The organism is Nonlabens sp. MB-3u-79, assembly GCF_002831625.1.
In the GTDB taxonomy this organism is placed as follows: Bacteria; Bacteroidota; Bacteroidia; order Flavobacteriales; family Flavobacteriaceae; genus Nonlabens.
This window is the reverse complement of record NZ_CP025116.1, coordinates 1,368,480-1,383,093: the sequence shown is the minus strand read 5'-3', so window position 1 is coordinate 1,383,093 and position 14,614 is coordinate 1,368,480. Positions and strand designations below refer to the sequence as shown.

The 14,614-nt window shown below is 38.4% G+C and carries 8 protein-coding genes; all 8 read right to left on the bottom strand.

Annotated elements, in window-relative coordinates; translation table 11 throughout:
• Positions 1–756: 756 nt before the first annotated feature.
• Positions 757–1,785 (bottom strand): App1 family protein, encoded by a 1,029-nt coding sequence (locus CW736_RS06065; protein ID WP_101013130.1) that lies wholly within the window; start codon positions 1,783–1,785, stop codon positions 757–759.
• Positions 1,786–2,148: 363 nt separating this feature from the next.
• The gene (locus CW736_RS06060; RefSeq protein ID WP_101013129.1) at positions 2,149–3,615 is read right to left on the bottom strand and encodes a hypothetical protein; all 1,467 of its coding nucleotides are present in this window, start codon (positions 3,613–3,615) and stop codon (positions 2,149–2,151) included.
• Between the two features lie 12 nt (positions 3,616–3,627).
• Positions 3,628–4,461, bottom strand: coding sequence for a metallophosphoesterase family protein (locus CW736_RS06055; RefSeq protein ID WP_101013128.1), 834 nt, complete (start codon positions 4,459–4,461; stop codon positions 3,628–3,630).
• Positions 4,443–5,795, bottom strand: coding sequence for a sodium:solute symporter family transporter (locus CW736_RS06050; protein WP_101013127.1), 1,353 nt, complete (start codon positions 5,793–5,795; stop codon positions 4,443–4,445). The genes CW736_RS06055 and CW736_RS06050 overlap by 19 nt, the downstream gene beginning before the upstream one ends.
• A gap of 811 nt (positions 5,796–6,606) precedes the next feature.
• Positions 6,607–8,058 (bottom strand): SusD/RagB family nutrient-binding outer membrane lipoprotein, encoded by a 1,452-nt coding sequence (locus tag CW736_RS06045; RefSeq protein WP_101013126.1) that lies wholly within the window; start codon positions 8,056–8,058, stop codon positions 6,607–6,609.
• A gap of 1,359 nt (positions 8,059–9,417) precedes the next feature.
• The gene (locus CW736_RS06040; protein ID WP_101013125.1) at positions 9,418–12,627 is read right to left on the bottom strand and encodes a SusC/RagA family TonB-linked outer membrane protein; all 3,210 of its coding nucleotides are present in this window, start codon (positions 12,625–12,627) and stop codon (positions 9,418–9,420) included.
• A 51-nt stretch (positions 12,628–12,678) separates the two neighbouring features.
• Entirely contained in the window at positions 12,679–13,242 is a 564-nt protein-coding gene (locus CW736_RS06035; RefSeq protein WP_232735431.1) for a DUF2064 domain-containing protein, read from the bottom strand.
• A 129-nt stretch (positions 13,243–13,371) separates the two neighbouring features.
• Entirely contained in the window at positions 13,372–14,436 is a 1,065-nt protein-coding gene (gene arsS, locus CW736_RS06030) for an arsenosugar biosynthesis radical SAM (seleno)protein ArsS (RefSeq protein WP_101013123.1), read from the bottom strand.
• Positions 14,437–14,614 lie beyond the last annotated feature (178 nt).

The following is a 14,614-nucleotide window of genomic DNA, read 5'->3' as shown; positions in this document are numbered from 1 at the left end:
CCATCCCAACCTTCCCTCAAGGGAAGGGGTTTTACTCCTTTTTTCAAGTTCAAGTTCGAGTTCAGATTCGAGTTCAGATTCGAGTTCGAGTCCTCTGGCCTATCCTAAATCCTTTCCAAAGGAAAGGACCATTATTTTCTTTATAATGGCTTTTTAGAGTGGATTCAAGTTCAAGTTCGAGTTCGAGTTCGAGTTCAATTTACCGCTTCTTTCCCCTGCCCTAAAGGGTGGAAGCTACTTTTATTCAATTGTCATTCCGCTGTCGAGCGGAATCGGATGTTACTATCTCCATCTGATCTACATCCCAACACCCATCCCAACCTTCCCTCAAGGGAAGGAGTTTTACTCCTTTTTTCAAGTTCAAGTTCGAGTTCAGATTCGAGTTCGAGTTCTCTGGCCTATCCTAAATCCTTTCCAAAGGAAAGGACCGTTATTTTCTTTATAATGGCTTTTTAGAGTGGATTCAAGTTCGAGTTCGAGTTCGAGTTCAAATTCGAGTTCATTTTCATTTTACCGCTTCTTTCCCCTGCCCTAAAGGGTGGAAGCTACACTTTTCTTCAATTGCCTATCCGCACTTGATGCAGAATCTATTTGTGTCTTGTCATTCCGCACTTGATGCGGAATCTGTTTATACTTCCTCCACCTTATTATTACCGCAACACCCATCCCAACCTTCCCTCAAGGGAAGGAGTTTTACTCCTTTTTTCAAGTTCAAGTTCGAGTTCAGATTCGAGTTCGAGTTCAATTTCATTTTCTTTAAACTATCCAACCATTTGCTCTGGCATGCGTAACGCCTTCTGTGGACTCTTTAATAAGCAACATGGGACAAATAGTAAAAGAGTCTGCGATAAATTTTACTCGCTTCATTTTCTTTTTATGGTCTACAGACCTCAAATAAATAGCCATAATGCGCTCTGGAAATTGCTCTGCCACATATTTGTAATAATCTACATCGTGCTCACCACTGTCTCCTATAAGTATAAACCTCATTTGTGGGTAATGCTTGAGGATATTGATGAGCTCATTCTCCTTATGTGGTATTTTTAGTTTAGGCGTTCGATCCCAGGGAGTAGGAAAATCTCGGAGCAAAATAGGGCCTTTTGGAAAACCGTGAAAGTCTAAGAATTTCTCTAAATACTTATATAAATTCCAAGGACTATTGCTTAAATAGAACATGGGATTTTGACCTTTAGAAGAAGGGCCACAATGCAACAACTGATAAAAGTTGGCTGCACCATTTAAAGGCAATCTGCGATCGTAATTTTTAAAAAAAGTATTGAAAGCCACTCGCATTTTTAGAAAACTGGTCACACCTGTATGCATGATGGTGTCGTCTATATCGCTTATAACACCATAAGCCACATCTTCTGAGGGCACTAAAGTCTCTCCAGTAAACCTGTTTACTTTCAGACGTTTTTGTTGTTTCGCTTTGGCAAAAGCAGCATTATCTTCATCAAAACTTACTTTAATGGACAAATAGCCTTCCTTATCAGTGAGCTCGTGCAAATCAAAATCAGTCTTGAGATCAAAGAGAAAATAGCCTTCGTGATCTGCCTTTACCTCAAAGAATTTTCCGTTAGAGAGGCTGAGTTTTACATGAGCGTTTCTAATCTCGTCTGTGGCAAAAGTACGCCAGGTGTTGCGCAGGGTTTGGTAAAGTGTTTGCTGCTCATAATGCTTTAAGGGCTGGTCTTCTAAGGCACGACCTCGTATGTATAAGTGATTTCCACCACTATACGTGCGATAAATATCAAGAATCCAAGGATCGCGTTTAAAGATTGCCATAACGTGAAAATAATGGATTTTAACGAACTGTTTTCAGGAATCCATGTTAATAAATTTCTAGGAGATTAATCTTTAGATCGCAATTGCCTTAACGCATACCAAATGGCCATTAAAAACAAAAAGCCAAGCCATATAAAACTGCGGTCCTGCTCCCCATCGGCTATTTTATAACCTATGATGCAAAGACTGATAACGCACATAACAATCAGAAATTTATAAAACCATTTTGGGATCATGTGATTAGGTGATTAGGTGATTAGGTGATTAGGTGATTAGGTGATTAGGTGATTAGGTGATTAGGTGATTAGGTGATTAGGTGAAAATTAAAAAAATGATCATAATTAAGCTATTTACATTTTTAAATTATTGATCTAAAAATTCTTTAGCATTTTTTTGTAACCAGCCTTTTCTCCCATCTGGAAGTTCAAAACGAGCAAAAGAACCTTGAAATTCTTCTAAGGTTTTATATTTAGGTTTCTTATTGATTCCTAAATAGCCTTTTAAGTTGTTTTTTACAACTATTGTTGTTTGATCATCCTTATTGTAAATGAAAGAATCATATTCCACTTGTTGATCATATTGAATGGTCAATTCGTGATTTACTTCTTCTAAATCATCCGTTAATTCAGATTCAAAAATAAATGGAGTGAAAATAAATTTATCCTTTTTATTATTTGAGATAAGGAAATTATTAGTGTAACCAGAACCATAATAATAATTAAAATTAGTTAATTGATATCTACGTTCATTTAAAAAACCAAATTCCTCTGTTATTAATTTCGAATCGATTTCAACTTTCAAGTAAATGGTTTTATAATCTTCGAAAGGATCTTCTGGTATTAGATCCGTTATATATGTTAAGGAATAAAGCTCTTCATTTTTTTCAATTTCTGTATCAAAATATCTCATTCCACAAATAAAAAACTCTGTAGCTATTGGAAGTCTAAATGTCTCACCAGAATTACTTAGATATTTAACTTCGTTCCCTATCAATACTTGAAGACATTTTTCATTCAATCGAGAAATTGAACGTAAATTTTGAGGTGTTATATCATTCAAGAAAACATCATAAACAAAAATTTCTTTATCCTTAAAACCAATGATGTGATTGTAATAATCACCATCAATGGAATCGTGTTTTCTTTCTATTAACTTCTCTTTTTTTGTATAATCATAGATATAATTATCTTCAATATCGTACATATAGCTAGGATCAGATTCCTCTCTCCATTGCACATTCCATTTAGCTACCAACTCTTTATCATGGACTTCTGTACTTTCAAAATCACCAGATAAGCAATACCTTTTATTAAAAGGAATTAAATATTTGTACAGGGTTTCATTTTTTAATCCAACAAACTGATACAGTATTTTACTCTTATTAATTCTTATGGGCACAATTCTGTAATAGTCATAAATATAAAGATCATTTTTAATCTCCCCATAACCAAATAATCCATTATCTAGGTTTTTTAAAATTTCCAAATCCTTGTACGGACGGTAATAAAAACTTTTTTCTTTCCATTCCTTTTGTAGTGATGATAAACTTAAACTCCTTATTTCATCAACCGAAATTAAGGTCCCGACATGGACTAATGAATCAACTTGTTTAGAATCTTTGATCCAGTTTTTTTTAACTATCGTAAGTTCTTGATAGCCATCAAAACCATAATAACTTACTTGAAATGAATTATCATCTATTCTTGTATAATATCTTAACTGATCTGGATCTAGTTCCACATAATCTGCTTGAATATCTACAATCTCTTGTCCAGCAATTGGAACAACTGAAAAAATAATAAAAACTGATATCAATACATATCTCATCATCAGATAAAGGTATTAAATAGGAATCAGTTCCAAGTTTTTACCTCTTAGCAATTGTTCCTCTTCTGGAAGAATTTCCATATTATCCCAGATACCGGTTTCTAAAGTCTGTGCATATTCTTGTGGAAGATGGTGCTTCTTCATCTCCTCTATAGCAGTAAGGTAATCGTAAGACAATGGAATGTGCTCGTATTCAAAACCATTTGCATCGTCTAGAATCATGGCCCAAGTCTCCCTATTTCCATCATTTGCTGGCATGCCTATCACGCCTGGATTGAGCCAGATTTGATCCTTTTGTTGATCTATAAATGGCAAACCACAATGTCCTGCGATGATTACCTCAGCTTGTAAAGCAGCTAGACTGGCTTGTTTTTCCTGCCAGTCGGTAGATTTAAATACAAATTGAGAAACCTGATTGTAACTACCGTGAACAATACCTATTTTTTTTCCAGCGTACTCCAATGTGATATGATCTGGTAGGGACTTGAAAAAGTCTCTGGTGTTGGTGTGCAAGTTCGCTTTCGCGAAAGCGTACCAAATCTCACTAAATCCATCACAACGAGAGCCTGTAGTAAAATCACAACCACAGTCGTCTTCATCATCTCGCAACTGGATCTCTACATTCCCTAAAATACTGTGTGCACCCCAATTTTTAAACGTATCCAACGTCTCTTGCGGCTGTCCGCAATAACCGATGATATCCCCCGTACAAATACAATTTTCTGGTGGAACACCCTTTTCTTGCGCAATTTGTATCAGACTGGAAAGCGCCTGTAAATTGCTATAAACGCCTCCAAAAAGGAGTATTTTGCCTGATTTTTTACCTAAATCTATAATTTTTTTATCCATGCGGGTATTAAGTATAATAGGAAACTTGTAAGTATTCCGTAAACGTTGATCCATAAAAGTGACGCATATTTTCCTGTGGTTAATAGCAAACTTTGCGGGAAGTATTCAAAAATGAGCAATCCGCCAAAAATCAACCCGCAAAATACGGACAAAAAATAACTGATTTGTGGGGCTTTCATTTTCCATAATATAAATACTGGGGTGAGTCCTATCACCATGGTACCGCTTATAGTGGTGGCGCTTAAGATCTCGGCATTTAAGAATACAGGGATGGTACCTAAAACAGCAATAAAAACCATCATGAGTCTACCAAAAGTAAGGGTTTTACCCCATCTTAAATCAAGGGTTAGTAATTTTGAAAAACTAGAAAAGGTACTGTCTAGTGTACTTGCCGCACTGGTAATCATTATAAAGTTGATGATCAGTAATAAAACGACACCTAGTTTTTTAGCTACCTCAACAGCTGCTTGTCCTTTTAATCCTGCTTGTTGCGCGTATACCCCTACCAAACTAAAAAGAACGATACAAACACCTCCTAAAACAGCAGCCCATAAAAAACTTTTACGAGTCACTTTAGGACTTGTAATAAATCCTCTGTCGGTCAATACTGGATCGTGAAAAGGGTAACTAAAACTTTGTAAAATAGCCGCAAAAAACAAGTTCAACCCCAGTTCCATAGACCAAGTTCCAGAGCTGATCATTTCGGCAGCATGTACTTCAGGCTCTGCAAAGATCACAGCTAGAATGATGATCAGTAACACAGAGAACAACACCATTTGAATTAGATCTGTAAAAATAGAACTGCTTAAACCTCCTTTTAACGCATAAGCAAGAGTCATCAATGTAAAGACTACAATAGCTGCATAATAAGCCGTACTTCCCATCTCGCCAAAATAGGTTCCGATCACCATCGTATTGGACCAGACTTCATTGAACAATCTAAAACTGATTAAAATAGAGAACAAACCAACAGCTCTTCTACCGTATTTATCGGTTAAAAAATGATGTATGCTTGTATAACCACCTTGAGTACGCAGCTGATAAATAATAACTCCTGCAACCGCAAAGGACAAATAATAACCTGCATAAGCCACACCGCCTACAAGACCAAACTCCAATCCTAGATTTGCCGCATTGGTAATGCTTTTGGCAAATATCCAAGAGATGATCAAGCTTCCAGTAAGCATGACCATAGAAGGCTGCTTTCCCCGATGCTGTGCCTTAAAAAAAGTAGCTACATCTTTAGCATACGGAGACAGTATGAAAAAGATCACACTGCTAGCAATGATGAGCAACCATTGTAAAGTTGCTATTTGGGTTAGAAATTCTAACATTCGGTTCGTTTAATTCTTGTCATTCTGCTCTTAATGCGCAATCTATTTGTTTCTTGTCGTTCCGAACTTTATGCGGAATCTGTTTGTGTCATTCCGCACTTGATGCGGAATCTGTTTATAGCTTTCTCCATCTCATCAACACCGCAACACACATCCCAACCTTCCCTCGAGGGAAGGAGTTTTCAAATTCGAGTTCTCTAGCCTATCCTAAATCCTTTCCAAAGGAAAGGACCGCTATTTCCTTTATAATGGCTTTTGAGAATACACTCGAGTTCAAGTTCGAGTTCAAGTTCAAGTTCAAGTTCAAGTTCGATTTGGTTTTGATTTTGATTTTAGTTTTAGTTTTATTTACCGCTTCTTTCCCCAACCCTAAAGGGTGGAAGCTATTCTTTTAATTGTCATTCCGCACTTAATGCAGAATCTGTTTGTTTCCTGTCATTCCGCACTTGATGCGGAATCTGTTTATAGCTTTCTCCATTTCATAAAAACCGCAACACCCATCCCAACCTTCCCTCAAGGGAAGGAATTTTACTCCTTTTTTCAAGTTCGAGTTCTCTGGCCTATCCTAAATCCTTTCCAAAGGAAAGGACCACTATTTTCTTTATAATGGCTTTTGAGAATACACTCGAGTTTCTTTTCATTATTCATTATTCCTTGATCGATATTCAATATTCAAAAATTTCCATCTGAGTAAACAAATCTGATATCGATCCTCTTTCTCGTTGGATAACTGTTTTCGACTATCGCTCCAACTGACATTTTTTTTCAAGTTCGATTTCATTTTCAAGTTCGAATTCAATTTCGAGTTCATCTATTCATCCCACCATACCGGCACATTAATATCGTTGTCATTAGTAGCGGCTGCAGCGACATTATAATTTTCGGCATTTAGAGATGCTTCCTCAGCAGGATAAGGCATTCTTACAGGAATCAGGTCGTTATTAAAACTAGCTGATATGGTTTTTAATGCTGGAAAACCGGTACGGCGGTACTCGATCCATCCTTCATAACCATTGATCACACTAGCAATCCATTTTTGAGTAATGATTTGCTCAATAGGATCGTTAGCATTTGCTGCATAAGCAGCATCAGTGGTTAAATAGTTTGCTGGCAGAGCCGTGTTCCAGTATTCATAGGCTTGCGTTACTCCTGTTTCATAAAGCGTTTGTGCCGAAGCTGTGATCAGTCCTCTTTCGGCAGCTTCAGCGAGAAGAAAGTTGGTTTCCCATGCCGTCATATAATTGGCGTCTAAAGCCCCAGTATTTTCTCTAAAAATAGTTCCTGCAAGAGAATAGTCGGCTAAAGTTACTGAAGTAGAGGAAGCATCGATCCCGTTTAATAGACCATTGAAGTCTTCCCCATTTCCATTGTTTCCTCTAGCTCTAAATAGCACCTCAACTCGTTGGTCGTTTAATCCTTCTAGTACTTCTTCCATGGTTTCACTCATGACAAAGTTGTTAAAATCTCCTGCTCTCAATCGTGCCATACGAAAGTTATTAGGCTCTGAATCTGAGAAATTAAATACCGCATTTTGACTGTTTGAACTGATGTAATTCTGGTCGTCATACAACGCCTGCAAACCTGCGCTCACATTCTCTTTTGAAGAGATGCGCATCAAGGCTTTGATCTTTAAACTATTTGCAAATCGAACCCAAGCATCGAGATCTCCTTGAAATAAAACATCTCCTTGGAGAGCAATAGAACTGCTGTAATTCTCAATGGCAGCGATTCCTTGATCTAGGTTATCTAGAATTCCGCCTGGTTGCAAATAGATATCTTCTTGAAGGTCGTATGCAGGCTCTACAATTCCTTCTAGTCCTCTGAAGGCCTCAGAATAAGGTACATCCCCAAAAATATCTGTCAATCCAGCAGTCATATAGGCTTTAAAGATCAAGGCAGGACCTTCATAAACGGCAAAAGCAGGTGTTGCTCTGGATTGATTGATGATGATCTGATTATCTCTTAAATTTCTATAGAAAATAGGCCAAGGATTACCTCCCAATTGTGGGCTTTTCAGAGCATGTCTATCAAATAAGTTAAAGTCTAATGCGGTCATGTGCTGGCTTAATAGGCCACCTGCGACAAAACCTTCATAGGACATCTCTTCTCCGTAATTATAGATCACCTGTCGCAACAGAAGACTAGGCTGTACGCTAACCGGGGCATTAGGGTTGGTGTTGAGTTCTTCAAAATCCTTGGTACAGGAACTAATTCCTATGGCTAATAAAAGAGATAGTATGGTAAATTTTATTATTGTTTTCATTTTGTAATTTTTATTTTCCGCACTTGATGCGGAATCTATTTGTTTCTTGTCATTCCGCACTTGATGCGGAATCTATTATTAGCTTTCTCGATCTAACAAACACCGCAACACCCATCCCCACCTTCCCTCGAGGGAAGGAGTTTTATTCCATTTTTCAAGTTCAAGTTCTCTGGCCTATCCTAAATCCTTTCCAAAGGAAAGGACCACTATTTTCTTTATAATGGCTTTTGAGAATACCCTCGAGTTCAAGTTCGAGTTCATTTTCAATATTCATTATTCCTTGATCGATATTCAATATTCGAAAATTTTCATCTGAGTAATCAAATCAGATATCGTTCCTCTTTCTCGTTACATAATCGTTTTCGACTATCGCTCAAACTGACATTTTTTTTCAAATTGGAGTTCGAGTTCAAGTTCGAGTTCATTTTACCGCTTCTTTCCCCAACCCTAAAGGGTGGAAGCTATTCTTTTAATTGTCATTCCGCACTTAATGCAGAATCTGTTTGTTTCCTGTCATTCCGCACTTGATGCGGAATCTGTTTATAGATTTGTCCATTTCACAAACACCGCAACACCCATCCCAACCTTCCCTCAAGGGAAGGAGTTTTACTCCTGTTTTGGAATTCGATTTCAAGTTCAAGTTCGAATTCAAGTTCGAATTCAATTTCATTTTACCGCTTCTTTCCCCAACCCTAAAGGGTGGAAGCTATTCTTTTAATTGTCATTCCGCACTTAATGCGGAATCTGTTTGTGCAATTCCGCACTCGATGCGGAATCTGCTTATACTTTCTCGGTTTTCATCTCATCAACACCGCGACACCCATCCCAACCTTCCCTCAAGGGAAGGAGTTTTATTCCATTTTTCAAGTTCGAGTTCTCTGGCCTATCCTAAATCCTTTCCAAAGGAAAGGACCACTATTTTCTTTATAATGGCTTTTGAGAATACCCTCGAGTTCAAGTTCGAGTTCATTTTCAATATTCATTATTCCTTGATCGATATTCAATATTCGAAAATTTTCATCTGAGTAATCAAATCAGATATCGTTCCTCTTTCTCGTTACATAATCGTTTTCGACTATCGCTCCAACTGACATTTTTTTTCAAATTGGAGTTCGAGTTCAAGTTCGAGTTCATTTTACCGCTTCTTTCCCCAACCCTAAAGGGTGGAAGCTATTCTTTTAATTGTCATTCCGCACTTGATGCGGAATCTGTTTGTGCAATTCCGCACTCGATGCGGAATCTGCTTATACTTTCTCGGTTTTCATCTCATCAACACCGCAACACACATCCCAACCTTCCCTCAAGGGAAGTAGTTTTATTCCTTTTTTCAAGTTCGAGTTCGAGTTCAAATTCAAGTTCTTAAAACTGTATCCCAGCTTTAATACCTATACTTCTTGTTGAGGCATAAGACATATCTTCCACTCCATTAATAAATCCTTGTCCTTGCACAGCCAGCTGCTCTGGGTCAAAGTGCGGAATCTTACTAAAAGCAAACAGATTTCTACCTATCAACGAAACTCTCATTTGCGCTCCATCATCAAACAGTCCCAACGCCCCTTTATTCAGATCAAAACTATAACCTACGGAAAACTGACGCAATTTTAAATAACTCGCATCATACACATTATTCTCCTCGTGGTTGCGGTCGTAAAACTGGCGGTAATAACTCTCTGCACTAACTGCTGTAGTATTTTGAACATAAGTAGGGTTTGTTGAGCTTCCCGTATTGATCACACCGTTTGCAACGATCCCTCCATCGGGTCTGTTAGCTGTTTCTGCAAGCTGTCCACCTACTGCTCCTAAGGCTAGCGTTCTGGAAACGATAATCCCCCCTTGTCTCCAGTCCAATAAGAAAGAAGCATCCCAATTTTTATATGTAAATGAATTATTGAAACCCATGGTGAAATCGGCATTGTAGTTTCCTAATTTTCTCAATTCGGGATCGGCAATAAAACGTCCTTCAGGTGTGAGTACAAAATCTCCATTTTCATTTCGCAAATAACCAGTTCCATAAAGATCTCCTATTCGGCCACCTTCTTCTACTTGATGCCATACGGTTTGATTCTGACTGTCATAAACTCTGGAATAAGCTAGTGTTAATCGTCCCTCTTCTTGGGGCAAGTCTTCTACTATGGCACGGTTGCTAGCAAAGTTGACGGTTGCACTCCACTCAAAATCAGTTGTTCTTATAGGAATGGCATTGAAGACCACTTCAAAACCTTTGTTTCTTACCGCACCTGCATTGACAACTTGCTGACTAAAGCCTGAAGCTATGCCTATAGGCAAGGAAAGAATCTGATCCTTAGTTAAGGCGTTGTAATAGGTGAAATCTAGATTGAGGCGTTGTTTCAAAAACCTTATATCAAATCCCAATTCCACACTTGATGTAAGCTCTGGCCTTAAATTTTGATTAGGAATAAAGTCTTGATTGCTAAAAGTAGGTTGGGAGTTCACATTTGTTTGAGATATAAAAGTTCCTTGAGTTTGGTAAGGGTTGGTATCGTTTCCCACTTGTGCATAACTGGCTCTGATTTTCGCAAAGTCAATGGCACTGGGCAAATCCACTACATTGCTCAAAATAAAACTTGTAGAAACTGACGGATAGAAAAAAGAGGTGTTAGCGGCACTAAAAGGTGTCGCTAGTGCGCTGGACCAATCGTTACGAGCGGTTGCCTCTAGATAAAGGAAGTTTTTATAACCTGCTTTTGCAAAGGCATAAAAGCTATTGATGCGTTTCTCACTTCTAAATCCAAAACTCTCTATAGGACTGGCCGCATTATTCAAAGAAAAAATACCAGGTTGCGCCAGACTGGTTGTTTGCACTTGTGTTGTGGACGCCGTTTGTGATAATCGATTACCTCCTACACTTGCGTCAAAATTGATCACACCCATCTGCTTTTTATAGTTCAATAAGAAATCAGTATTGATCTCTCTATAAAACACATCGTGCTCTGCATAGGCTCCGCTTCTAAACCTATTGGTAGAAAAATTACGAATGAATCGGCGTTTTTCATTGCTGTAATCCATTCCTGTTCGTACCGTTGCCGTGAGCTCTGGCGTAAGCTTTCGCGAAAGCGAGACATTTCCAAACAATCGATCACGACCAAAACTATTGCGGTTTTCCTGCAGTATAAAATACGGGTTATCAAAAAAGGTGTAATTAAAAGAATACTGCTGCACGCCTTCCAACCCTGGCTGCCAGTAATTTCTCAAATTGTCAATATTTAAAGAACGCGGTCCCCAAGCGACCAGTGAATAATTTACATTTTCACTTCCATATCCATTTGATGGACGGTTTCCAGAAGCACTATTGACATAGTTGACACTAGCCCGGATTTTAGTTTTATCATTTGGTGTAAAGTTCAATTTTGCAGCAACTGTCTGTCGATCCAGATCCACACCAGGAATGATGCTCTCACTGCGCAAATCTGTAAAGCTCAAACGGTAATTTCCATTTTCAAAACCATCTGTAATCGCTATATTATTAATCGCTGTATAACCCGTATTGTAAAAATTCTTAAGGTTATCAGGATTGCTGGTAAAAGGGGTTGCTGTAATGGGCAAACCGCTGTATACCGACGTATCTCCACCACGTACCGTCGATCCATCGGGTAAGGTCACCGGACTATCAAATTGGGGAATCAAAAGTCCTTGATCCAGTCGTGGACCCCAAGAATAGCTAATGTTATCGTTGACGCCGCCGCCTAGACCATCTACATATTCAAACTGACCGCTGTTTCCTTGACCGTATTCGTTTTGAAATTCTGGTAATTTAAAAGCACTGTCCACAAAGAAACTTGTGTTGTAGGAAATGCCCAATCCTTTGTTTTTACCTCCATTTTTAGTTTCTATAATGATGGCACCATTTGCTGCGCGAGTTCCATAAAGGGCCGCAGCGGCAGGACCTTTAAGAACAGAAACACTTTCAATATCGTCTTGATTCACTTCTCCTGCACCATTTCCAAAATCGACTTCTTGAAAACCAGCTGCTGCCTCATTAGAAAAGTTGAAAACAGTATTGTTATTTATAGGGGTCCCGTCTACAATAAACAGCGGATTGTTATTAGAAAAACTCGCTTCACCTCTTATGGTAATTTTTGAAGAAGCTCCCACACCTGTTGCCCCAGGAGTTACTGTAATTCCTGCAATTTTACCTTGTAAGTTATCGACCAGATTGACTGATTTTACTTCTTGAATTTGCTCAGAATCTAGCGTTTGAACTGCATATCCTAATTCTCGCTCGTTACGTTTGACCCCGAGTGCGGTAACAACTACAGTTTCTAGTTGATCTCCTTCTTCAAGAGTCAGGTTCATAATCACCTCATCTCCAACAGGAATTATTGCCGTTTGATACCCTATATAGGAACATACGAGTATGCCATCATTTGCAACTGTTAAGCTATAAAAACCATTAACATCTGTAGTAGTACCGTTTGAAGTACCACGCTCCGTGACATTTGCAAAAGCAATAGGATCGCCTGCAGTATCGCTAATTATTCCCGTAATAGAAATTTGAGCTGCTCCTATAAAACCACATAGAAGTAGCATGAATAGAGTAATTCCCTTCATGTAAAAGTTTAAAAAAATGATTGAAATGCCCGTAAAGGCTTTAGCTATAGATCAAGCTGCCAGTGGCGATCCTTTATTTAAAGGCGTTGAAAAAAGAATATAAGATAGGGGTTCTTTCAGGTGTTTATAATTGTTCCGCTTTCGCGAAAGCGCCATTAAAAGCATTCTTATGATGGCATCACGGGCATCTTTCCCTGTGAGAAAATCTTCCAGATCTTGCTCCGTATCTATATCAGCTAGAGCTTCTAAAACGAGTAGTCTTTGGTTTTGAGAAGCGATGTATTTGTGAAAAGCAACAGCCAAAGCTGACGATTGCCATGGCAATGCTTGGAAAGAGGTGTGGTCAAACAAATTTTTATGCAAACCAATCAAATACACCCCTCCATCAAGTGACTTTCCTTTTACAACTTTACCGGTTTCCAGTGCTGCTGCCGCATCTTGAATAAGGGAAATGGTCAACAAGGGGGTGTCATTACCCAGACAGATCACCGACTCATATCCTTTATCAAAAACCTCTTGTATAGAGTTAGCAAGTCGTTCTCCAAAATTTAAACCGTACTGCTCCTTTTCTGTAAAATGAAAATAATCGAGACCAGTAGATTCTACGGTTCGCATAACCTTTGAATTCAACACGTCCATTACGGCACTATTATGAGCCAGTTTTTTATGCAGTGCATCGGCCTTTGCTGTTTGTGCAAAGAGAAGAATGGCGGTATTTGAAACGTGTTTTTTGATAGTTATATATTAAGCAACAACTCCTTGACAACTGCTTCCTGCTCCAGCGGTACAGCCGTAACAGTGTTGCGAAATTTGAATGGTACGATCGTTTAATAAATCTTCGTTATAATCTTTAATGTGCTGGATCTTGTTATCTACTTTAAGGTCCAACATCTGATTGAAATCACAATCGTACAGCCAGCCGTCCCATGAAATAGAAATAGTATTTTTACACATGACGTTTTCTACTGCTGCTGGATTATAAGCTTCTACGAGAGCATGCATATAATCTTCATAATTCTCACTTGCCACTAGGTAATCTAAGAAACGTGCGATCGGCAGATTGGTAATTGCAAAAAGGCTGTGAAATTGGATATCAAAATCGGCTAACAAGGCCGTTTTCATTTCCTTTTCCATGCTTGCTTGATCCCCTGGTAAATAAGCACCATTAGGATTGTAAACTAAGTCGAGCTTTAAATCACTGCCTGGCATTCCATAGCCGCGTTCATTGAGTTCTTGTAATGCTTTTATGGACTTATCAAAAACACCATCGCCACGTTGTTTGTCTGTTTTTCCTTTTGTCCAATGCGGCATGGAAGACACCACGTGAATGTTATGCTTTTTAAAGAAATCTGGTAAGTCGTGGTATTTAGGGTTTGCTCTTATAATCGTTAAATTAGAACGAACGATAAAATCTTTGATTCCTGCCTCTGACGCTTGTTCAACAAACCATCTGAAATCTGGATTCATCTCTGGAGCTCCTCCAGTAAGATCTAAGGTATGGGCTCCTGTGGTATTTACAACATCTAAAATCAACCTCATCGTGTCTCTAGTCATGATCTCTTGACGATCTGGACCTGCATCCACATGGCAATGAGCACAAACTTGATTACACATATAACCCACATTTACCTGAAGAATTTCTAATGTATTAGGTCGTAAAGGCAACTGGCCTATTTCTTTGATTTTTTTTGCAAAATACGGCAACTCTCCGTTTGAAAATGGCTCACCATTAAGGACCTCCATTTGCTTATTGATGTTTGCTAAATCGCTTTCTCTCTTTTTTAAAGAGGTTTTGGTATTTACAGCCATGAATTATGGTGTCTTTTATTTAATTATTATGGTACTCGTTTTATTATGGTTTTACATAAGTAGTCAGAATTTATTACAAAACTGTCATTATTCCATTTTTCCCGCAATTGTAAAGGGAACATATATAGGATTATGGGAAAAATTTATAAGTCGACAGGTGATTTTGAATGGAAACAAG

Excerpts from the sequence above, each read along its gene's own strand:
- CW736_RS06035 (WP_232735431.1), bottom strand. The coding sequence starts at position 13,242 with ATGCGAACCGTAGAATCTACTGGTCTCGATTATTTTCATTTTACAGAA.
- CW736_RS06050 (WP_101013127.1), bottom strand. The coding sequence starts at position 5,795 with ATGTTAGAATTTCTAACCCAAATAGCAACTTTACAATGGTTGCTCATC.
- CW736_RS06045 (WP_101013126.1), bottom strand. The coding sequence starts at position 8,058 with ATGAAAACAATAATAAAATTTACCATACTATCTCTTTTATTAGCCATA.
- CW736_RS06060 (WP_101013129.1), bottom strand. The coding sequence starts at position 3,615 with ATGATGAGATATGTATTGATATCAGTTTTTATTATTTTTTCAGTTGTT.
- CW736_RS06065 (WP_101013130.1), bottom strand. The coding sequence starts at position 1,785 with ATGGCAATCTTTAAACGCGATCCTTGGATTCTTGATATTTATCGCACG.
- CW736_RS06055 (WP_101013128.1), bottom strand. The coding sequence starts at position 4,461 with ATGGATAAAAAAATTATAGATTTAGGTAAAAAATCAGGCAAAATACTC.
- arsS (WP_101013123.1), bottom strand. The coding sequence starts at position 14,436 with ATGGCTGTAAATACCAAAACCTCTTTAAAAAAGAGAGAAAGCGATTTA.
- CW736_RS06040 (WP_101013125.1), bottom strand. The coding sequence starts at position 12,627 with ATGAAGGGAATTACTCTATTCATGCTACTTCTATGTGGTTTTATAGGA.